The 20741-nt window shown below is 39.8% G+C and carries 17 protein-coding genes and 1 pseudogene; 8 read left to right on the top strand and 10 right to left on the bottom strand.

What is annotated here, in order from left to right; genetic code table 11:
• Positions 1–84: 84 nt before the first annotated feature.
• From FTU13_RS05995 to FTU13_RS05980, 4 genes are all read right to left on the bottom strand, one after another.
• On the bottom strand, positions 85–2214 hold the full coding sequence (locus FTU13_RS05995; RefSeq protein WP_180107909.1) for a TonB-dependent receptor domain-containing protein: 2130 nt from the start codon (positions 2212–2214) through the stop codon (positions 85–87).
• 369 nt (positions 2215–2583) lie between these two features.
• Positions 2584–3885, bottom strand: coding sequence for a DcaP family trimeric outer membrane transporter (locus tag FTU13_RS05990; RefSeq protein ID WP_180128005.1), 1302 nt, complete (start codon positions 3883–3885; stop codon positions 2584–2586).
• Between the two features lie 126 nt (positions 3886–4011).
• Positions 4012–5385, bottom strand: a complete 1374-nt coding sequence (locus tag FTU13_RS05985) for an MFS transporter (RefSeq protein ID WP_180054691.1) — start codon at positions 5383–5385, stop codon at positions 4012–4014.
• Between the two features lie 191 nt (positions 5386–5576).
• Positions 5577–6491, bottom strand: a complete 915-nt coding sequence (locus FTU13_RS05980; RefSeq protein ID WP_180023705.1) for a LysR family transcriptional regulator — start codon at positions 6489–6491, stop codon at positions 5577–5579.
• Between the two features lie 281 nt (positions 6492–6772).
• Here FTU13_RS05980 and catA point away from each other — a divergent pair, with 281 nt between their 5' ends.
• The 6 genes from catA (at position 6773) to benE (ending at position 12879) form a co-directional block, all read left to right on the top strand.
• Positions 6773–7693: a catechol 1,2-dioxygenase gene (gene catA, locus FTU13_RS05975; RefSeq protein ID WP_078193335.1), complete on the top strand. Its 921-nt coding sequence runs from the start codon at positions 6773–6775 to the stop codon at positions 7691–7693.
• A gap of 85 nt (positions 7694–7778) precedes the next feature.
• The gene (gene benA / locus FTU13_RS05970; protein WP_180128007.1) at positions 7779–9176 is read left to right on the top strand and encodes a benzoate 1,2-dioxygenase large subunit; all 1398 of its coding nucleotides are present in this window, start codon (positions 7779–7781) and stop codon (positions 9174–9176) included.
• Positions 9173–9682, top strand: a complete 510-nt coding sequence (gene benB, locus FTU13_RS05965; protein WP_180128009.1) for a benzoate 1,2-dioxygenase small subunit — start codon at positions 9173–9175, stop codon at positions 9680–9682. The genes benA and benB overlap by 4 nt, the downstream gene beginning before the upstream one ends.
• A gap of 94 nt (positions 9683–9776) precedes the next feature.
• Positions 9777–10793, top strand: coding sequence for a benzoate 1,2-dioxygenase electron transfer component BenC (gene benC, locus FTU13_RS05960; protein ID WP_180128011.1), 1017 nt, complete (start codon positions 9777–9779; stop codon positions 10791–10793).
• A 14-nt stretch (positions 10794–10807) separates the two neighbouring features.
• Positions 10808–11593, top strand: coding sequence for a benzoate diol dehydrogenase BenD (gene benD, locus FTU13_RS05955; RefSeq protein ID WP_180128013.1), 786 nt, complete (start codon positions 10808–10810; stop codon positions 11591–11593).
• A gap of 62 nt (positions 11594–11655) precedes the next feature.
• The gene (gene benE, locus FTU13_RS05950; protein WP_180128015.1) at positions 11656–12879 is read left to right on the top strand and encodes a benzoate/H(+) symporter BenE; all 1224 of its coding nucleotides are present in this window, start codon (positions 11656–11658) and stop codon (positions 12877–12879) included.
• Positions 12880–13258: 379 nt separating this feature from the next.
• Here the strand turns inward: benE and hcaR are convergent, their stop codons facing one another.
• Positions 13259–14152, bottom strand: a complete 894-nt coding sequence (gene hcaR, locus FTU13_RS05945) for a DNA-binding transcriptional regulator HcaR (protein WP_180128017.1) — start codon at positions 14150–14152, stop codon at positions 13259–13261.
• A gap of 351 nt (positions 14153–14503) precedes the next feature.
• Complete coding sequence (locus FTU13_RS05940; RefSeq protein ID WP_180128019.1) at positions 14504–15340, bottom strand: SDR family oxidoreductase; 837 nt, start codon at positions 15338–15340, stop codon at positions 14504–14506.
• A gap of 523 nt (positions 15341–15863) precedes the next feature.
• Between FTU13_RS05940 and FTU13_RS05935 the strand changes: the two genes are divergently transcribed.
• Positions 15864–16304 carry a DUF2147 domain-containing protein gene (locus FTU13_RS05935; protein WP_078190743.1) on the top strand — a complete coding sequence of 147 codons (441 nt, stop codon included), beginning with the start codon at positions 15864–15866 and terminating at the stop codon, positions 16302–16304.
• An 85-nt stretch (positions 16305–16389) separates the two neighbouring features.
• Here FTU13_RS05935 and FTU13_RS05930 read toward each other — a convergent pair.
• From FTU13_RS05930 to FTU13_RS05920, 3 genes and pseudogenes are all read right to left on the bottom strand, one after another.
• Positions 16390–17232 (bottom strand): annotated as a pseudogene (locus FTU13_RS05930) (Rieske 2Fe-2S domain-containing protein); the annotation flags it as partial.
• A 28-nt stretch (positions 17233–17260) separates the two neighbouring features.
• A complete protein-coding gene (locus tag FTU13_RS05925) occupies positions 17261–17713 on the bottom strand; it encodes a GNAT family N-acetyltransferase (RefSeq protein WP_180079190.1) in 453 nt (150 codons plus the stop codon).
• Between the two features lie 142 nt (positions 17714–17855).
• Entirely contained in the window at positions 17856–18107 is a 252-nt protein-coding gene (locus FTU13_RS05920; protein WP_180128021.1) for a hypothetical protein, read from the bottom strand.
• 265 nt (positions 18108–18372) lie between these two features.
• On the opposite strand from FTU13_RS05920, the gene yddG reads away from it, so the two are divergent.
• Positions 18373–19296 carry an aromatic amino acid DMT transporter YddG gene (gene yddG / locus FTU13_RS05915; RefSeq protein WP_180128023.1) on the top strand — a complete coding sequence of 308 codons (924 nt, stop codon included), beginning with the start codon at positions 18373–18375 and terminating at the stop codon, positions 19294–19296.
• Positions 19297–19320: 24 nt separating this feature from the next.
• On the opposite strand, the gene FTU13_RS05910 is transcribed toward yddG, so the two are convergent.
• Complete coding sequence (locus FTU13_RS05910) at positions 19321–20619, bottom strand: MgtC/SapB family protein (protein WP_180128025.1); 1299 nt, start codon at positions 20617–20619, stop codon at positions 19321–19323.
• Positions 20620–20741 lie beyond the last annotated feature (122 nt).

Genomic DNA, 20741 nt, shown 5'->3' with positions numbered 1-20741 from the left:
AGGGAGCTGATTGGCTCCCTTTTTTATTTTCAAATCCGCAGCATAAGGCTTTTCAATTGTTCGCTGTATTTGAATATAAGATGCTTAATTAAAATGATACGTCAGTCCTGCATATACCGCCCGACCTTCACCCGGTGTTAAACGAGCAGGATCTTTGCCGGCATCGTTATAGCCCGGTGTCACGGTAGATGCATATTTTTTATTGGCCATATTTCTGAAATCCAACCAAGCCAAATACTGTTTTTGTGGTTGCATATAGCCGAATGATGCTCCCCAAATTTGCCAATCTTTTGCGTAGAAACTATTGGCATAGTCGGTTGCGACCTTTGCGGCATAAAGTGTATTCACCGCAACATAAAATCCTAAAGGATGTTCGTATTTCAGTTCAGCCTGATAGATGTGTTTTGGTATACCTGCAAGTTCATTTTTTCCAAATACCGCATCATTTTTATAGTGAAAATCATTCAAAGTATAGGCTTGTTTCAGTTGAACTTGTCCATATACATCATTTTGCCAAAGTGAACTGTTTAAACCGAGTTCTAGCCCCTGATGGATGGTGTCTGAAGCATTCGATTCGTAAATTATCGGATTAGGCTCTGGTTGGATTTCAACAGCCAACAGTTCATTTTTAACCTGTGAATAGTAATATGCAATATTCCACTCACCCAGTGCATGTTGACCACGCCCACCTAGTTCAAGAGTATTCGCTGTCTGACTATTCAAATGAATCGGAGCATTTTGGCGTCCCGTCGCTGCGCCACTTTCGTCGGGGAACTTTTGATCCGAACCCCAAATTAAAGCCCAAGGATGTGGTGCTTCTAAGCTTCGACTGACATTGGCAAAGAGCTGTGTTTCAGGTTGGATTTGATATCGAAAACCTAGCGATGGCAGGACATTCCATTCACGAATATTTTCTTTATGACTTTGCACAGGCCATGTCACTTCACTTTCACGATGGGTGTACGCCAATGCAACTCGACTATCGAGCCAAAACTGTGGGTGTAGTGCCAAGGCATTGGCATAATGTAAAACATAGTCACCACCTTGGTAGGTATAATGCCGCGTTTCTGTACCCGCAGCATAGGCGCCTTGCGCTACACGCAAGCGTTCAACGACCTGACCATCTGGCAAATGCGTGGTACTACGAAAACCTAAAGTATTTTGGCTTTCATGCCCCCATAGCGTTCGGTCAAATTGGTAGTTAAATAAGGTAATAATATCGTCATAGTCAACATCGGTACTATACAAACCTTCTTGCAAATCCATCGGATAATGATGATAGGCCAGACCCAACTGTAAACGATCGCCCGAGTCCAAAGTCATATTGGTTTTATTCGCCAACCAAAGACTTCCCGGCTGCGGACGATTATTATTCAGCGAGATATTTTGGGCTACTGCTTGTTTTGGATTTTGTTCAATCTGTTGTTGGGTTAGACGTCCCGGCGTTTGGTGTTCAGTCTCTCGGTAACGCAGATAAAAACGTGTATCTAGGTTAGGGTTTATTTTATATCCCACATTGGCCGATAAACCTTTGCTCTGGCTTGAAGCATGATCTTGAAAACCGTCATCATCACTTTGTGTTAAGGAAAGATAATAGTCTAAGTCACCGATTTGTTGTCCTGAACTGATTTCACTTTTTTGATAACCGTGGCTACCCATTTCATGGTGCACTGACAATTTAGCTGCATTTTTTCCAGTTGGGCTAGCATAGTTAATTAGACCACCCAAGCTTAATGCACCACGTGTTAAACCATTAGCCCCCCGTAAAACCTCTATATGGTCTACCCACAGCGGCTCAAGCAGTTCATAAGGTGTTCCTCCTGGCCCTGTAAATGGCAAATCATCTAAGGTTACATACAACCCTGAAGCATGCGCCCCCGGTGCACGATTGATCCCCGAGCCACGTATCGACAGTTTCACCCCTTCATTTCCTGAAGATGCCGCGTATATCCCCGGTTGATTTTTAAATAAATCAGCATTTGTTCGCTTGGGTACATCTTGAATGTCTGCTGCAACGATCGCATTGGTTGCACCATTTACTTTAGTCAGTGCTTTTTTTATTTTTTCATCCATTGAACTTTGTTCAACGTTAATGGTGATTTCAGGTAATACATTGCTATCTGCAACACTATATTGTGCCATTGCAGTAAGCATCATCAGGCTTAAAAGCTTAAGTGACGTGTTGTTATATTTGGAAAATTGAGGGACATCCATGATTGCGTCTTCTAAGTGAAACGAATTTGACGGCAAGGATTGTAGTGTGTTTTATCATCATGTATGTATCAAAATATTTCAAAATTCATGATTTTTATCAATATTCTTCTTCGTATTTTTATATTCAAATGATTTGTTAAATGAAATAAAACAGATAATTATATTTTTTAGTCAAAAAATAAAAGTTTCTAAATAAGATAAAAGCCCTCAATCTGAGAAGATCAAGGGCGTGTATTGATTAAGAGTACGCATTGAAAGATTGTCGGAAAGTCAGATGTCAAAACCTGAACATACTTCCAATCACGCTCTCGTTAAATTGATATTGAAATTTCTAAGGCAATTTAAATTAAACTATTCTCTGTAATAGCATTAGAAGTTGTACATCGCGACCGCATTGATTCGGTTATCTTCACCCTTAGTACTGCCATTTGGTGTAGCGCCAAAAGCTTCACGTTCACCATAGACATATTCCAGACCTAAACTAATCGGCTTAACAGGGCTGTAAAATACATTTGCCCAAGCTTGCCACAAGTTTTTATTGGCCTTGGTTTTATCGACTAATGAGTTGACATAATCTGCATTGTTATCTGCTTTCATATAACCATAGCCCAATGTTCCGCGCCATTGTGCTGAAATTTGTTGAGTTAAACCTACTGTAATCGAGTCAAATTCATTGGTGGCGATGATGTCTTTATCCGCATTGGTCACAAAACCTTGGTTGGTCCATGACACAAAACTGCTGTCGCCTTTGACATGGTAATAATCCGCTTTGAACACTGTTTTATCCGTCAAATCTAGTTTTGCGCCCAGACCAAGTCCCCATGCGGTTTCTGTATCCGTATCCGTTTTCTTTTCAGCACCCATCGCACGTGCGCTCAACATGAGTGTATCTGTCATTTTATGGTTTAACCGCGCTGTTAATGCAGGCAAACGCATATTTGAGCTGTCATCCTTAGAATCTTCTGCAGCGAGTACTAGATTTGTCTCTGGACTAAATTTGTGACTATAGCGAACTTGCGGTGTACGTTTAACAGCACCACCGACATAGCCCAATGCATCAATGGTTTCAGGCATATAATCAGGTACAGCAAAGTTAGACCATGTTTGCCCCACCAACCAATCACCATAGGTCAAATAGGCATGACGAATCCGCAGTCCATCATTTGCGCCCAAAAAGTCGACTTCAATTTTACCGCCTATATCGCCCACTTGAGTCGGCGTTTTAAAGTCTAGGCCTAAACGTGTGGCAGCAAGTGTTGCTTTTAAACGATCTGAACTTTCAGCATTCCCTTCTAGCGGAACACTATTCATTTGGTTATACAGGCGAGATAAGCTGCCGCCTTCTGCCTGATAAGATGCATCTGCTCGCACATTGCCATACAAGCTAAACTCAGCACCCGATTTGGTATTTAAACTCAGGCTCGGTGTTTGAGTCTGTGCAGCAACTACAGGTCGTTGTTTTACATCTTTGATTTCACTCGACAAGGTGTTTTGTTGTTGTATATATTGCTGCATCATGGCTTTTAACGCTTTGACTTCTTCACGCAACTGTTCAACTTCAGCCTCGCTGACTGCCGCATGTGTCCCCATGGGGAACGCGGCTGCACAAGCTAGTATCATAAGTTTAATTTTAAAGGTTTTTTTGACTAAATTTAGCTTTTGAGTTTTCATCCTGACCTCGATTTGGGCGATGCCCTTTCCTTATTTTTTGTCACAATTTCCCACTAGCCCTCATGCTGTGCATCAGGGCCTAGAAACTTAAAATTTTGGGGTAATGTTAAATCTTTAAATATCGGCTTAATTCGCTGGATTTTTGATAGCTTGCGTATTGAGTTTTGGCGATTGACCTTGAGTAGATGCCTCTACAGACGCTTGCAAATTCACCATAAATATTGCTAAAGAAGCAATGACACCGGGAATAGCTATCACCAAGAAGTTCATTTGATGCGGCAAATTCATGGTTAACAGCGCACCAGTAAGTACCGGTCCAACTATTGCACCAATTCGTCCAATGCCCGATGCCCAGCCCATACCTGTGGAACGTACCGTGGTTGGGTAGTATTGTGCGACAAAGGTATAAAGTAAGATTTGTGAACCGATGGTAGCAGCGCCTGCTACAGCAATTAAGGTATACAGAACCATTTGCGGACTGTTAAAGCCCAGTAAGATTAAAGCCAAAGCGCCACACATGAACATGATGCTCAGTACTTTTTTGATATGGAAGCGGTCTGCCAAAGCACCACCACCAATAGCACCTACCATTCCACCAATATTCAGTGCAAAGAGGAAAATCATACTTGCACCAAGCGAATAGCCGGCTTGAATCATCAATTTTGGTAACCAGCTTCCAAGTGCATAAACCATCAATAAGCACATGAAAAATGCAATCCAGAACATAAACGTACTGAAACTACGCCCTTGTTGAAATAATGCTTTTAACGGTGCTTTGTCTTCTTCAGAAACTTCATTGAGTACAAATTGAGTATCCGTTGTGAGGACTTGTTCAGGAGCAATTTTAGAGACAATTGTTCGAGTCGTATCTGTTTGATGCTTTGAGGTTAAATACATCAATGACTCAGGGAGGAATTTCCAAATTAAAGGCAATGCAAGACATGGAATAATTGCAATATAAAACATGATTTTCCAGCCATATACAGGCACTAACCAAGCACCCAATAACGCTGAAGCCATACCACCTATGGCATAACCACTAAACATTAGTGCAACCAAGGTACTGCGTATACGTTTTGGCGCGTATTCTGTCATTAATGCGACAACGTTCGGCATAACGCCACCGATGCCTAGACCGGCAAGAAAACGTAAAATACCAAATTCAACGGGAGTACTTGCAAAAGCGCCGCAAAAGGTAAAACCACTAAAAATACCGACGCAGATCATAATGGTTTTTTTACGACCAATTTTATCCGACAGTGTGCCAAAACACATGGCACCAAACATCATGCCAAATAAAGCCGTACTTGCCAGTAAGCCGGCTTGTACCGCAGATAATGACCACTCTTGCATCAACAAAGGTAAGGCAACGCCATAGATCACCAAGTCATAACCGTCAAAAATAATAATCAAAAGACACCAAATCAAAACACCCCAATGAAATGGCGTAAATTTGGCTTCATCAACCAAGGTATTAATATTAATTTTCTGGTTTTGCATAGCCCACCTCCTAATTGTGAAGCTTGTAAAATTCGCTTTTCACAATGAATAAGTCGGTGCTTAATGTCCAAAACCGATTAGGCATGTTTGTATACCTAAAAAGTTGAATACAAATTAATCCCTTGATTCCGCTTTATTTAAATAGATCATTTCATATGTGCAGTTCATCTGAACGTCTAGCGACAACATACTCAAAACACAGCACGATCATATGGAATCGCTTCTAAATCATACACTTGATAAACACTATCAAATAAACCACGAATATCTTCGCTTTCATCCATATGACGTACAGCCATAAATATAGGACTAATCGCGGCTTCATCTAAGATCGGAACAAATGTTAAATGTGTTAATTGCACACTTTGGGCACTCATTGGGGTGATACAAACTCCTTCATTCGCTGCAACAAAGCCCAAGGCCAGTTGTAATTCACGTACTTCACGTACTTTTTTAGGTTCCAAACCATACTCTGAAAATATGCCACGCACTTGGGTCGAAAAGTTTGGTTTGTTGTGATTTGGGTAAAAAATCAATTGCTGATCGATCAGATCTGCAAGATATACCCCTTCCTTTTTTTGTGCCAAAGGGTGACTAGCGTGTAAGGCTACTACTAAGCGTTCTTCTCGCAGTAAAACCCGTTTGATCGCGGGGTCTGAAATACGCAAACGCCCAAAGCCGACATCTATACGACCTTCCTTTAATGCTTTTATTTGTTCTGTGGTGGCCATTTCCTCCATTTCTATTTTTAAATGTGGATGTTGTTGTTTAAATAAATACAAAATATTCGAGAGTAAACCAAACAATAAAGAGCTCACAAAACCGATTGTCACTGTTCTTTCTGTCAAACCGATTCGTTTCGTCATCGATTTAATTTCTTCTGCATTAGACAAAAGTTTTAAAGCATGATGATAAAAAAATTGACCTGCTTCTGTAGTCTTAAGCGGACGGCTACCTCGTTCAAATAACTGAATTCCAAGCTCATGTTCCAAATTTTGAATCTGCCGACTCAAAGGTGGTTGAGCTATATATAGTTTTTCTGCCGCTTTGGTAAAACTCTGCTCTTCAACCACCGCGACAAAGTATCTTAAGTGTCTTAGTTCCATGGCCATCAATACCTATTAAGTATAATAAAATGCAAATTTGATCTTCGACGTGAAGATTTTATTCTTTTAAGGTATATCACATAGACAGGATTAAGCAAATTTAATCCCATCCAACAGATCAAAAACATCGTGCAGCGCATTACCTGAAAGAAGCTTCAGCCGCTACACGAAACAACTTAAAAAGTATTGTTAGACAACCAAACAAGGAACGTGGCAGCCAAAGACCTCTTTTATCGAGTGATAGCCACCCAAACTTAAATGCATACTTAAGGAGATATAGTATGAACCGTCAAGAGATTGATGTTCTGGTTAAACAAATGAACGTAGATACAGCGACAGGGCCTGTTGATCAACGTGTACAGCAAGTTGTGGTACGTTTATTGGGTGATTTATTCCAAGCGATTGAAGATCTGGATATTACTCAAACTGAACTATGGAAAGGTCTAGAGTATTTCACAGACGCGGGTCAAGCAAACGAATTAGGTCTTTTAGCCGCTGGTTTAGGTTTAGAGCACTATCTTGATTTACGTGCGGATGAAGCTGATGCGAAAGCAGGTATTACAGGTGGTACACCACGTACCATTGAAGGCCCTTTATATGTGGCTGGCGCACCTGAATCAGTGGGCTTTGCTCGTATGGACGATGGTACGGAAACCGATAAAATTCCAACTCTGTTTATTGAAGGTACGGTAACAGATACCGAAGGCAACATCATTGAAGGCGCTAAAGTTGAAATTTGGCATGCCAACAGCCTAGGTAACTATTCTTTCTTTGATAAGTCTCAATCTGACTTTAACCTTCGCCGTACGATTCTTTCTGACCAAGACGGTAAATATGTTGCACAAACTACGATGCCCGTTGGTTATGGCTGCCCTCCAGAAGGTACAACTCAATTTGTTTTAGACAAATTAGGCCGTCATGGTAACCGTCCATCACATGTACATTATTTTATCTCTGCACCAGGTTACCGCAAGCTAACCACTCAATTCAACATCGAAGGTGATAAATACCTTTGGGACGACTTTGCCTTTGCAACTCGTGATGGCCTGGTGGCAACTGCTGTTGATATCACAGACGAAGCTGAAATTGCACGTCGTGGTCTAAACCAACCGTTTAAGCACATTAGCTTTAATGTTGAGTTAGTTAAAGAACAAGCTGCTGCACCAAATACTGAAGTAGATCGTCGACGCGCTAGCGCTTAATTACTCAATCTAAGGAAGCCGAGCTGTCTCATCCAAGTTTGACAACTCGGTGACTATCCCCTCATTGGACAGTCGGAGAATGGACATGCCACGTATTCCTGTAATTAACACCAGCCATCTAGATCGTATTGATGAACTTCTTGTCGATAATTTTGACACTGGTGAATTTAAACTGCACCGCTCAGTATTTACTGATCAAGCGTTATTTGATCTTGAAATGAAATACATTTTTGAAGGTAACTGGGTGTATTTAGCACATGAAAGCCAAATTCCAAATAACAATGATTATTACACGACTCATATCGGTCGCCAGCCGATCATCATTGCACGTAACCGTAATGGTGAACTGAATGCCATGATCAATGCCTGCTCACACCGTGGCGCACAGTTATGTCGTTATAAAAAAGGCAACAAAGCAACCTACACCTGTCCATTCCATGGTTGGACTTTTAATAACTCAGGTAAATTGCTCAAAGTTAAAGACCCTGCTGAAGCGGGTTATTCAGATTGCTTTAACCAAGATGGTTCACATGACTTGAAAAAAGTCGCGCGCTTTGAAAGTTATAAAGGCTTTTTATTTGGTAGCTTAAATCCTGATGTGCCAAGCCTTGAAGAATTCTTAGGTGAAACCACCAAAATTATCGACATGATCGAAGGTCAGTCGGAAAACGGTTTGGAAGTTTTACGTGGTTCATCTACCTATACCTATGAAGGTAACTGGAAACTGACAGCTGAAAATGGCGCAGATGGCTATCACGTATCAGCCGTGCATTGGAACTATGCAGCGACCACTCAGCACCGTAAAGAAGCACAAGCGGCAGATAATATTCGTGCCATGAGTGCGGGTTCTTGGGGCAAGCAAGGTGGTGGTTCTTATGGTTTTGACAGTGGTCACATGTTGTTATGGACCCAATGGGCAAACCCAGAAGACCGTCCAAACTTTAGCAAAGCCGATGAATATACCGAAAAATTTGGCGCACCTATGTCGAAATGGATGATCGAGCGTTCACGTAACCTATGTCTTTATCCAAACGTCTATTTGATGGATCAATTCGGTTCACAAATTCGAGTTTTACGCCCGATTTCTGTCAATAAAACTGAAGTCACCATTTACTGTATCGCCCCTGTCGGTGAAGAGCCAGAAGCACGTACACGTCGTATTCGTCAATATGAAGACTTCTTTAATGCCTCAGGCATGGCAACACCCGATGATTTAGAAGAATTCCGTGCCTGCCAAGCAGGTTATGCAGGGATTGAAATGGAATGGAACGACATGTGCCGTGGTTCAAAACACTGGATTCATGGACCGGATGATGCAGCCAATGAAATTGGATTAAAACCACTATTAAGTGGCATCAAAACCGAAGATGAAGGTCTTTACCTTGCTCAGCATCAATATTGGTTAAAAACCATGAAACATGCCATCGCTGAAGAAAAAGAATTGGCAGAACAAGTCGCAAATGAACAAGGAGATGTCGCATGAATGCAACTGCACATTTAGACAGCGTAAGCATTGAAGCTGTATCTCAGTTCCTCTACCGCGAAGCGCGTTTTTTAGATGATGAACAGTGGGATGAGTGGCTAGAGTGCTATGCCCCATCTGCATCATTTTGGATGCCGGCTTGGGATGACGATGACCGCCTAACGGAAGATCCGCAGTCTGAGATTTCTTTGATTTATTATCCAGACCGCCAAGGTTTAGAAGACCGTGTTTTCCGCATTAAAACTGAGCGTTCATCTGCCACGATGCCAGATACCCGAACCAGCCATAACATTAATAACGTCGAGATTATTGAACGTGATGGCGACAAAGTGACGGTGCGTTTTAACTGGAACACCTTAAGTTTCCGCTACAAAACCAACTATAGCTACTTTGGCATGTCACGTTATGAAATTGATTTTTCAGGTGAGCAGCCAAAAATCCTCAGCAAATATGTTGTTCTGAAAAACGATTATATCAACCAAGTTATTGATATTTATCACCTCTAAAAGCTTATTTCACTAAGCAAGGTTTTACTTTCAGCCAGAAGGATATTTGGCTGAAAGGACACGTTATACCAGATTTTCAAAAGGATATTCAGCCATGTCAAACCATAATGTTGCACTTCAATTTGAAGATGGCGTTACTCGTTTTATTAGTGTTGCTCAAGGTGAAACCCTATCCGACGCAGCCTATCGTCAAAAAATCAATATCCCTCTAGATTGCCGTGATGGCGCATGTGGGACATGCCGTGCATTTTGTGAGTCGGGAACTTACGACATGCCTGAAGAATCTTATATCGAAGACGCTTTAACCCCCGAAGAAGCTGAGCAAGGTTATATTTTAGCTTGCCAATGTCGTCCAAGTTCAGATGCGGTTTTCCAAATCAGTGCATCATCTGACGTGTGTAAAACTGAAATTCATGAGTTTCAAGGCACATTGTCTCGTGTTGAAAATATGTCGGATTCTACGATTACCTTTGATATTCAACTGGATGAAGGTCAACCTGACATTAACTTCTTGGCAGGTCAATACGTCAATGTCGGCATTCCGGGGACTGAAGAAACTCGTTCCTATTCGTTTAGTTCAAAGCCGGGCAATCGTTTAACAGGCTTCGTGGTTCGTAATGTCCCTGAAGGAAAAATGAGTACCTTCCTGAGTGCCAATGCGAAAGCCGGCGACAAAATGACCTTCAAAGGTCCTTTTGGTAGTTTTTATCTGCGTAATGTCGTCCGCCCTGTGGTCATGCTTGCAGGTGGTACAGGTATTGCGCCGTTTATGTCCATGTTACAAGTGCTTGAAGAAAAAGGTTCTGAACAACCTGTTCGTCTTGTATTTGGCGTAACCAATGACTTTGACATCGTGGCAAAAGACAAGCTCGATGAATTACAAAGCAAACTCCCTTGGTTCGAATACCGTACTGTGGTCGCTCACCCTGAGTCACAGCATGAACGTAAAGGCTATGTGACCAGTCATGTTGAAAAAGATTGGTTAAACAACGGCGATGTAGATATTTATCTCTGTGGTCCTGTGCCGATGGTTGAAGCTGTACGTGGCTGGTTAGATACAGAAGGCGTTAAACCTGCAAACTTCTTGTTTGAAAAATTCTCAGCGAATTAAGGGAGAATAGTTTAATGTCAGAACAAGCCAGATTTAGCAATAAAGTTGTCATTGTAACCGGTGCCGCTCAAGGTATCGGTCGTGGAGTCGCACTACAACTGGCCCGAGAAGGCGCTCAAGTGGTATTGGCAGATCTTTCAGATTTTGTTGAAGATACGCTGAACGATATTCAAGCCCATAATGGCGATGCCATTATTGTTAAAGCCAATCTTGAAACATATTCAGGCGCTCAATTAGTTGCTACCCAAGCCATTAAAAAATATGGCCGAATTGATATCTTGATCAATAACGTCGGAGGTGCGATTTGGATGAAGCCCTTCCAAGAGTTTTCAGAAGAAGAAATCATTAAGGAAGTTAATCGTTCATTATTTCCAACTATGTGGTGCTGCCGAGCCGTGTTACCTGAAATGATTAAAAATCAGCAAGGGACGATTGTGAATGTATCTTCAATTGCAACCCGTGGTATTAACCGTGTGCCATATTCAGCGTCAAAAGGTGGGGTCAATGGCTTAACCGCTGCACTCGCTTTTGAGCATGCAAAAGATGGTATTCGAGTCAATGCCGTAGCCACAGGTGGCACAGAAGCACCACCACGAAAAGTACCTAGAAACGCCAACCCATTGTCAGATCATGAAAAACAATGGATGCAAGACGTGGTCGATCAAACCATTGACCGTACATTCTTGGGGCGCTATGGCACAATTCAGGAACAAGTCAATGCCATCCTATTTTTGGCATCCGATGATTCATCTTATATGACAGGAACAGTCGTCCCTGTTGGTGGTGGAGATCAAGGTTAAACGATACCGTCATTGGTTGAATTCAACAGGCTCATTGACATAGTCGCATGGAGGCAAAAGCGATGGCACCCCTGTTAAAAACATTAAAAGAAGATTGGTCGATCTCAGCGACGGTTGCAGGATTTTTAGCCGTGCTGATCTCCTATTCAGGCCCATTGATTATTTTTTTTCAAGCTGCACAAAAAGCCCAAGTTTCCCCAGCCATGATGATTTCATGGATTTGGGGGATTTCTATTGGCGCAGCACTGGCGGGTATTTATCTCTCTATTAAATATAAAACCCCAGTGATTACCGCGTGGTCAGCGCCCGGTACGGCGCTTTTAGTCACCCTCTTTCCGAATATTTCGCTGAATGAAGCCATAGCGGCTTATATCACGTCTGCTATCGTTATATTTTTGATTGGAATCACCGGCTATTTTGACAAACTCCTAAAATGGATTCCTCAAGATGTCGCTGCGGGAATGATGGCAGGTATTTTATTTCAGTTTGGGCTTGGACTGTTCACTGCTACAGATAGTATGCCGATCATTGTCTTTGGCATGTTACTGGTCTTTCTTATTTCTAAAAGACTATCGCCACGCTACGCGATGATTTGGGTCTTACTGACTGGTGTCATCCTGAGTTTTTCATTAGGAAAAATTAATCCTGTTGATGTGAATTTTCAACTTGCTATACCACAGTTTATTGCCCCAATTTGGACATGGAACTCAACTTTAAATTTGGCGATTCCCCTAATTTTAGTCAGTCTGAGTGGTCAATTCCTTCCGGGGATGGCGATCATGAAACTCAGTGGATATGACACGCCAGCCAAGCCGATTATCACAGCGACCAGTATTGCCTCTCTCGCTGTCGCATGTGTCGGGGGCATTACCATTGTTTTGGCGTCTATTACCGCAGCTATGTGTATGGGCAAAGATGCACATGAACTAAAAGAAAAACGCTATATAGCCGGTATTGCCAATGGTATTTTTTATATTTTAGGTGGCTTATTTGCAGGCAGCATTGTCATGTTATTTAGCCTATTACCTAAAGAGTTAGTCGCTGCACTTGCAGGTTTAGCGTTATTAGGTGCGATTGGAACAAATATGTCGGTTGCGATGAAAAATGAGGCCAACCGTGATGCAGCGCTGATCACTTTTTTAGCGACAGCCTCAGGTATGCATTTTTTAGGGCTAAGCTCAGTATTTTGGGGGATTTGTATCGGTGTCGCGGCACATGTCATTTTGACCAACCGTGTAACTACACAAGCACCGATAACAACGACTCAAGATTCTAAAAGTTCATAATATCCAAACGCATTGTTAATACAAAGAAGATGGAAAATTACATCTTCTTTGTTTAATCAAAAATAAAATGCTTTCATTTAGACTTCGGTTAATTCAGGCAATTCTCGATGAGCGATTTCAAAAGCTTCTTGAACATCTAATCCCACAGCAGTCAATAAAAGCTCTACAACTTTGGCAATCCAGTGAACCCTTTAGGCAAATAAGCATAGCAACGCACAGATTCAATTTTTATGATGAAGTAATCGCCACCTAGCCTTAGTTTAAAAAAAACCATCTAATTTGAACCAACATAAACTTTATCATCAGCGTAAATCTAAAGGTTTTTACCCCCCTGAGAAGATTATTTATTGAGCAGAATCATTTAACTAAAGGATATACTTCAATCAAACTTCAAATGAAAAAAATCGTTAATTAAATTAATAAATGCCTGCACACTTTGCGACGCATTTGTACTTCGCTTACTCATATATAAGTTGATTGTTGGAAGGTCCGTATCTAACTTTTTGACAATAATATTTTCATAAGCAATATCTGCAATATAACTCGGTAAAATTGTACACGACTGTGTGATATTGATTGAATTAATGTTGAATAAAATATTACTGGCGCGCTGGATGATTTTTAAGTTGATCTTTTTGTCTTCTGCAAATTTTAAAATCTTATGATGCAAAACTGACGACACTTCCTCAGCTGGAATAATAAAATCTATTTCTTCTAAAGATTTGACTGATATTTTATTTTGATTTGCAAATGGATGCTGATTATTCATCAAGAAAATCAAAGGCTCTTCAAATATCAACTGGCTCGAAATTTCATGGTTATTAACATCTGCCCTTGATATGGCGATATCAATACGCCCATTATGTAAATCACTGACGATTTGCGTGTCATTTAAGCTCAAAAGTTCAACTTTTAAGTCAGGAAACATCTTTGTGAGTTTCGGAATAATAAAAGGAAAAATTTTCATTTCTGCAACAGGTACAAAGCCAATGGTGATTTTTTGGTCTTTGGCTTTTTTGACTTGGCGCGTCATCGCTACTGCTTTATCGGCACATTCCAAAATATTTTTGGCATGTTCCAAAAAAACAATTCCTTCATCGGTCAGTTCAACTTTACGTTTAGAGCGAATAAATAACTGTACGCCAATAAACTCTTCGAGGTCTTTGATTTGTTGGCTAAGAGAAGGCTGAGCCGTATAAAGTTTTAAGGCCGCTTGGCTAAAATTAAGTTCTTGTGCAACCATGACAAAATATTTTAAATGTCTTAATTCCATTTAAGTCACCTGTGTAGTCCAATCCTTAGGACGTTTTTAATACAATTCCGTTAGCAAGCTAAAATAGTCTTATATTTTGTGGTGAAGTGTTCATTTTTTATTTAAATATCATTTTTTCTCATATTTTACTTCTAAATAGTTCAAAATTTTTAATCAATTGAACTCATGCTGGAATTATGTGATTTCAAAAGAGCGTCTTCTCTAGCACCGCTTAATTCATTTTAGAAATACATTTTCAAATATATATTTTGACAAAAACAAAAACAAAAACAAAAACAAAAACAAAAAACAAAAAACAAAAAACAAAAACAAGGGATCATGTTGCATCATCCCTTGTTATTGATCTTTGAATTATTTACGTTTTTTCTTACCACTGAGCAGATCTATGGCTTGGGCATATCGTGTAGGTGCAATCCGCTGAATTAAATCAATGATTTTGGCGTCATTGCCGATTAAAACACGACGTTTATTCTGTTTCACTGCATCTAAAATCACTTTTGCTGCAACTTCAGGCGGTGTTTTCAGCACTTTATTAAAGGCTTTCGTGGCTCTATCTGGATTCATACCCAACGCGCGAATACTGTCACTCATACGTGCGCTATTTGCAATATTGGTTCGAATTCCACCCGGATGCACGCAGGTAGCGCTCACTCCGACATTTTCCAAATCTAATTCTTGACGTAAAGATTCTGTAAAACCACGGACTGCAAACTTAGTTGCATTATAGGCACTTTGAGTCGGTTGAGCTGTCAAACCAAATAAGCTGGAAATATTCACAATATGTCCATCGCCACTTTGTCTTAAGTACGGTAAAAATGCTTTTGTCCCATACACCACGCCCCAGAAATTGATATTCATAATCCACTCAATTTCATCATAATGCATACCTTCTACTGTACTGGCTAGCGCGACACCCGCATTATTAAAGATCAAATTGACCTGACCAAATTCAGCTTGGGTTGCAGCCGCCCATTGCTCGACAGCGGCACGATCAGATACATCTAACTGGGTCTGAGTTATTTTCACACCGGTGTGCTTAATCATTTCAGCCGTTTGTTCAAGGCCGTCGAGATTGCGATCACTTAATGCTAGATGCGCACCTGATTGAGCCAGTTGAATGGCTAATTGCTGCCCAATACCTGAACCTGCTCCAGTAATGGCTGCGACTTTGTTGTTAAAATTTTTCATCGTTATTCCTATACATACTTAATCCAGTTCAGTGATCAAGCCGCATTTTCGTATTATTCATAGCACAAGCTTAACGAGATCTGATCTATGAATGAAATGATTTTATTTAATTCTAAAATATGAATGCTATACATAGCACTTTAGCGTTATTTTTAAAATCAAATGAATGTAATTCACCATGATTACAATAAAAAATGAAAGCTTAAATGAGCCTATTAGCTCCTACTTTTTTACGGATTGTAGCTCCAATTCTTTTAATTCAAACTGCGTTTGATATTTATAAAAGTGATACAAACCCCAAATGTTATAAACAAAGCTCAACATTTATTCTATTTTTCTACACGATCCAGATTCTAGATATTCAAAATCAGTATATAAAATCCACAATATATACTTATTTTTTTGTGAATATAGCCCTTGAAGACAGCAAGGCTGATGCTTTGTAATTTTCCAAGTCTTGTGTATCCACCTTTTGGAAGATCAGGAATGCACATCTCTTACTATATTCAATAGAGGTTCTAAAATGATAAAAACAACTCTTAGCCTAATCGGTTTGTCACTGGTGTCTAGCTTAGCTTTGGCTGCTGATCCATTGCATGGTACTAAATGGAAAACCATCGATGACCAAACCAAAAAACCTTTATCTGTAGTTCAATTTAACGAAACCTCAAATGGCGTTTTATCTGCAAAAATCGTTGATGTACTCACCCCAGGTGAAGCAGAAAACTGCCAAAAATGTGTAGGTAAATTTCATAATAAACCATTACTCGGTGTGCAAATCGTCAATGGTTTGAAAAATACCGGTAAAAATACCTATGACGGCGGTAAAATTACTGACCCGAAAAATGGTAAAACCTATAGCTTCAATGCCAAAATGTCGAATGACGGCAAGACTTTGAATGGTCGTGGCTATATTGGTGTATCTGCGCTTGGACGCAGCCAAACATGGATACGTGTAAACTAATCCTTAGTGTAAAAATTCAAAAAGCGACTCCATTGAGTCGCTTTTTTTGTATGAAAACCTAGAATGAAATTATTCGACTATAAAATTAAACGGTATAACGTTTACTTAGCCCCCATTCGGCTAATATGCGACGATACGTTGTGGATGAGCGATCTGCTTCGAAATGCGCCTCCATACTGATATCCAGTGGCAATTCCTCAGGTTTTTGACTTTCCACCATGTCCTGATCTTTAGCAAAAATTTGTGCATTAAAATCATAGACCGCTTGTAAATCTCCTGTGGTATCAAAATTACGAGTTAAAGGCACAAATAAACGGGTTTTATTATGCGATACAGGACAACAGGCATTTAAGATTTTCAACACCCCATTTTCAGGAAAATCGATGGTTAAAATTGCTGAAAATGGCGGATAGACATCAAATGTTCTTTTCCATAAAAAATCTTCTGGCGCTAAATGTTGTAAGCCATGCGGATAATTACTCACATCACTGAGATATTCTGTATGTAGTCCTTAGTCTGTACGCACTGTCGAATATTTTTGCACTTTTTGGTTTTCACGGTCTGCAAAGCTTTCATGATGCACCCATGCGAAATGTGCAACATCAATAAAGCCTTCGAGCTGGCCCCCACTTGAACCTCCAATATCTACATAAGGTGGCAATATAGATTGGTGCTGCTCGGTATCCCACGTGTCTAAATCTGGAAAATTGGCCGTAGATTCGTCTCGGTTAAATAAACTGGTCCACACCAATCCATATTTCAATACAACTGGAAATTTAGTTAATGAAAAACGCTCTGAAATTTGAGTCAGCTCTGGCTGTGCGGGAATTTTTACACACTTTCCTGCGCCGTTATAATGTAAACCATGATATGGACAAATAATGTCTTCACCCTTGACCCAGCCTTTGGTTAATGGCACCCCACGATAATGATTTTTAAATAAGATTTAATATTTTTCAATGTTTTATAGGTTTAGTTACCTGCTTTCTCATAGGTATGTAGTGAATTCCCCATTGCTGAGTTAATTCACCTACAATCTCAAAGCCAAATTTTTTATAAATTTCTAAAGCATAGAAACTCGAATTTACCGTAATATGCTCAGGCTCATGCTGCATTATTTCGCTTTCTATAAACTCCCACATTTGACGTCCAAAACCTTGGCCATGATATTCAGGTTTCAAGAAAAAATGCATGAGATGTGCAGGATGCACATAAGCTACATTGCCAACGATTTCTTGATTTATTTCAGCAACAAAATAATGGATTAAATCACGCTCAAAAATATGTTTGAGCATGTGGGGCTTAAAGCGCTCACGACCTTCTTCACTGCAAATAACATCATCGACAAATGGTTCAATGACTGCCGCGATTCCGTCAACATCCTCTACACAGGCTGGGCGTATGATCATTTTTAGCATGTTGTTCTCTTTATAAAAGTAATCCTTAAACTTCCTCCGTCAAAGAAAATAAACTTTCTTAAAAGAGTCATTTAATGAATTATCGCTTTTAGCTGTTATTTTTCAATACGTTTAAAAGTTACTTCAGCTAAATTTAAAGTAGATGTTGTACATCCAATATGCAATTGTCATTCAAATATTTTTCAGCAAATCCATCACGAGAAAATACCCGATCGATTTCTGCAATTTTACCTTGGCTTTGTAATTCATGTAGTTCATCAGCAAAAATTGCATCAAAAGCATGTTGACGTTCACCATAAATAAACCTGTTTTGATAGTGCACCGTTGCGACACGTTGCTTAAGATGTGAAAGCAAACCCGCCATTCCTGAGCCATTGCCAATCATAATTACCGACTTAACGCCCTCTGCTAAGTCAAAATTTGGATTCGCACGAATATAGGCATGAATACATTGTCCAAGTTTTAAATCTTGTGTTAATAAACCAGAACCTAAACCTAGTTCATCGCCATGCTGCTCTTGACGTACGACGAGCTCTAAATCTTTTTAATTAAATAGAGTTTGATAATTTCACGCTTATACTAAACAACTGAATAAAGACTATAATAAAAATTAAAAATTCATTCGCTATTTGCGAAATCTTCGAGCAATCATGTCCAAAAATCTTGCAACGCTGATTGGATTCAGTGCAATCTTACAATGGTCTTCTATTGTTGGTTTACTTAAGAAAATTAGTTTCAGTATTGGCCCTGATCTTGCTGTGCTCTTTATGTATACCTTGAGCGCAATTATTCTATTGCTCTTATTTAAAATTCCAAACCTTAAACTGGTTCCGCGCCAATTTTTGATATACGCCACCCTTTTATTTGTGATTTATGAGTTGTGTTTTTCGTATGCCATTGCTTTGGCTCAAACAGCTCAACAAGCGATTGAAATCAGTTTGGTCAATTATTTATGGCCGAGTCTGACAATTGCCGCGTTAATCTTATTTAAAGAATTAAAGTTTAACTTCTTCGTAATCATTGGTTTAGTCATGAGTTTGGGCGGCATTATTTTAATCCAAACTGTTAACGGAAGTTTTAATTGGTCTACAGTCTTTACCAACATTCAGTCCAATCCATTAAGCTATTTTCTTGCTTTTATGGGCGCGAGTTTATGGTCACTCTACTGTGTGATTACACGTAAATACAGTCATGGACATAACCCTATTTCATTCTTTTTCGTCGTAATTACCATTGTACTATGGCTAAAAATGTTGATATTTCACGGTATTCCGCGAATGCCTACCGTAGACTTACATACCGGTATGTATATGTTAATCGTGTCCATCGTGACTGCATTGGGCTATGCAGCGTGGAATGTAGGTATTATAAAAGGCAATATTACGATATTGGTGACTTTATCGTATTTTAGTCCGATTTTTTCTTCGGTTATTTCAATGTTTATATTACAGACACCACTGAGTTTAAGTTTTTGGCATGGTGCCATTTTGGTGACATTAGGTTCGCTGGTATGTTGGATTTCAACCAGTTGGCCACAAATAAAAGCAAAATTAATGCAATTGCGTCATGAATAATATGGCGCAGTTAATTGCCTCTGATTATCTTAAACTGAATAACAAAACCGCGATTAGGCACAGCATGTGAAGTAACTGTGTTGGTGCAAAATATAGAAAATATTTCCATCCACCTGTGAGAAATGCATTCACACATTTTGAAATCGCATGGGCTGATAATCCAATCACCACAGCATAAACCAATGTTAAATTGTCGATATTACCTTGCATCACCACGGTTGCCATAGCTGCATGGACTTCAAAGAGTGATGCTAATAATGTCCCTAAAATTAAGCCTTTATCACCTAAAGCGAGATTTAATCCATAAACAAGTGCTTGGATCAAAGTAAGCGTGATGGCAATGATTGCCGCCTGTTTTAAGCTAAACATTCGACTATCAGTATTTTCTAACGGCACTGTTTCATTCGCCTCTACACGAAGCATTTCAGGTTCTGACTCTTTATTATGCTGAACTTGAGATGAGCCATAAATCAGATATAACGCAGCAAGGACCAATATCAAGATGCCGATGATACTTGGTATAACTAATATTTTAAACCAAGCAAAACTCACCCCAAGGACAATGATCAAAAGTTGAACCAATGTCGCAACACATGAAAAAAGTCCTGCCCCTGCATTACTTTTGGCACTGGCTTTTCCTGCTCGTACTTCCATGCCTAAGCTTGCGATTGTTGCTGTGCTCGACACAAAACCTGATGCCAAGGCCGATAAGATAATCGCTTTATCAGAAGATAGAAGCCGCTTGGCGATGTGTGCTAATGACTGCACCACCAAGATCAATATCAGTAATTTTAAAATCACATAGGGATTTAATACTGAACCCCAATAGGCTTGATTTGGAGTTAAAGGTAAGGCAATTAGGATCAATGCCAGTAAAAAGACCCCATCTCTTAACTCATAGTCTTTGATCCAATGTGCTGCAAAATGATGTAAGCCTTTTTTTCCAAATAATATGAGGGTCAGCACCACAGCCAAACACGCAGCCAATGGAATATTAAAAACACAAGCAGCGCCGATTAAATAGGTCATAACAAAAGCAAGTTCTGTGGTTGTGCCAATATCTTGTTTTTGTTGGCTTAATCCATAATAGCTAAACATACTGACGACAATTGCACCGAGCACACCAACAGCTAAATGGATTAAAAAACACAGTGCTCCTAACAATGCACAAATGGTAAATGAGCGTAAACCGGCAAAGCTCTGTTCACTGTCTAAATTGTTGTTACGTTGACGCTCCAAACCGATGAGCAATCCACAGCCTAAAGCCGAAGCTAAAATCGTTAACAATGCTGGGAAGGATAATGTTTGTATGAGTATTTCCAAATTTAAGCCCTCCCATCAATACATTGTTTATTTTGGCAATATAAATAAAAAATAATTAAAATAAATTTAACGCTAAAATTAGAAAAATAAATATATAAATTGAACAACTTGAGCATTTTCAA

Origin of the sequence: Acinetobacter sp. YH12064 (assembly GCF_013419735.1) — a bacterium.
In the GTDB taxonomy this organism is placed as follows: Bacteria; Pseudomonadota; Gammaproteobacteria; order Pseudomonadales; family Moraxellaceae; genus Acinetobacter; species Acinetobacter amyesii.
This window is presented reverse-complemented; position numbering and strand designations above follow the sequence as displayed.

Excerpts from the sequence above, each read along its gene's own strand:
- FTU13_RS05995 (WP_180107909.1), bottom strand. The coding sequence starts at position 2,214 with ATGGATGTCCCTCAATTTTCCAAATATAACAACACGTCACTTAAGCTT.
- FTU13_RS05990 (WP_180128005.1), bottom strand. The coding sequence starts at position 3,885 with ATGAAAACTCAAAAGCTAAATTTAGTCAAAAAAACCTTTAAAATTAAA.
- FTU13_RS05985 (WP_180054691.1), bottom strand. The coding sequence starts at position 5,385 with ATGCAAAACCAGAAAATTAATATTAATACCTTGGTTGATGAAGCCAAA.
- FTU13_RS05980 (WP_180023705.1), bottom strand. The coding sequence starts at position 6,491 with ATGGAACTAAGACACTTAAGATACTTTGTCGCGGTGGTTGAAGAGCAG.
- catA (WP_078193335.1), top strand. The coding sequence starts at position 6,773 with ATGAACCGTCAAGAGATTGATGTTCTGGTTAAACAAATGAACGTAGAT.
- benA (WP_180128007.1), top strand. The coding sequence starts at position 7,779 with ATGCCACGTATTCCTGTAATTAACACCAGCCATCTAGATCGTATTGAT.
- benB (WP_180128009.1), top strand. The coding sequence starts at position 9,173 with ATGAATGCAACTGCACATTTAGACAGCGTAAGCATTGAAGCTGTATCT.
- benC (WP_180128011.1), top strand. The coding sequence starts at position 9,777 with ATGTCAAACCATAATGTTGCACTTCAATTTGAAGATGGCGTTACTCGT.
- benD (WP_180128013.1), top strand. The coding sequence starts at position 10,808 with ATGTCAGAACAAGCCAGATTTAGCAATAAAGTTGTCATTGTAACCGGT.
- benE (WP_180128015.1), top strand. The coding sequence starts at position 11,656 with ATGGCACCCCTGTTAAAAACATTAAAAGAAGATTGGTCGATCTCAGCG.
- hcaR (WP_180128017.1), bottom strand. The coding sequence starts at position 14,152 with ATGGAATTAAGACATTTAAAATATTTTGTCATGGTTGCACAAGAACTT.
- FTU13_RS05940 (WP_180128019.1), bottom strand. The coding sequence starts at position 15,340 with ATGAAAAATTTTAACAACAAAGTCGCAGCCATTACTGGAGCAGGTTCA.
- FTU13_RS05935 (WP_078190743.1), top strand. The coding sequence starts at position 15,864 with ATGATAAAAACAACTCTTAGCCTAATCGGTTTGTCACTGGTGTCTAGC.
- FTU13_RS05925 (WP_180079190.1), bottom strand. The coding sequence starts at position 17,713 with ATGATCATACGCCCAGCCTGTGTAGAGGATGTTGACGGAATCGCGGCA.
- FTU13_RS05920 (WP_180128021.1), bottom strand. The coding sequence starts at position 18,107 with ATGATTGGCAATGGCTCAGGAATGGCGGGTTTGCTTTCACATCTTAAG.
- yddG (WP_180128023.1), top strand. The coding sequence starts at position 18,373 with ATGTCCAAAAATCTTGCAACGCTGATTGGATTCAGTGCAATCTTACAA.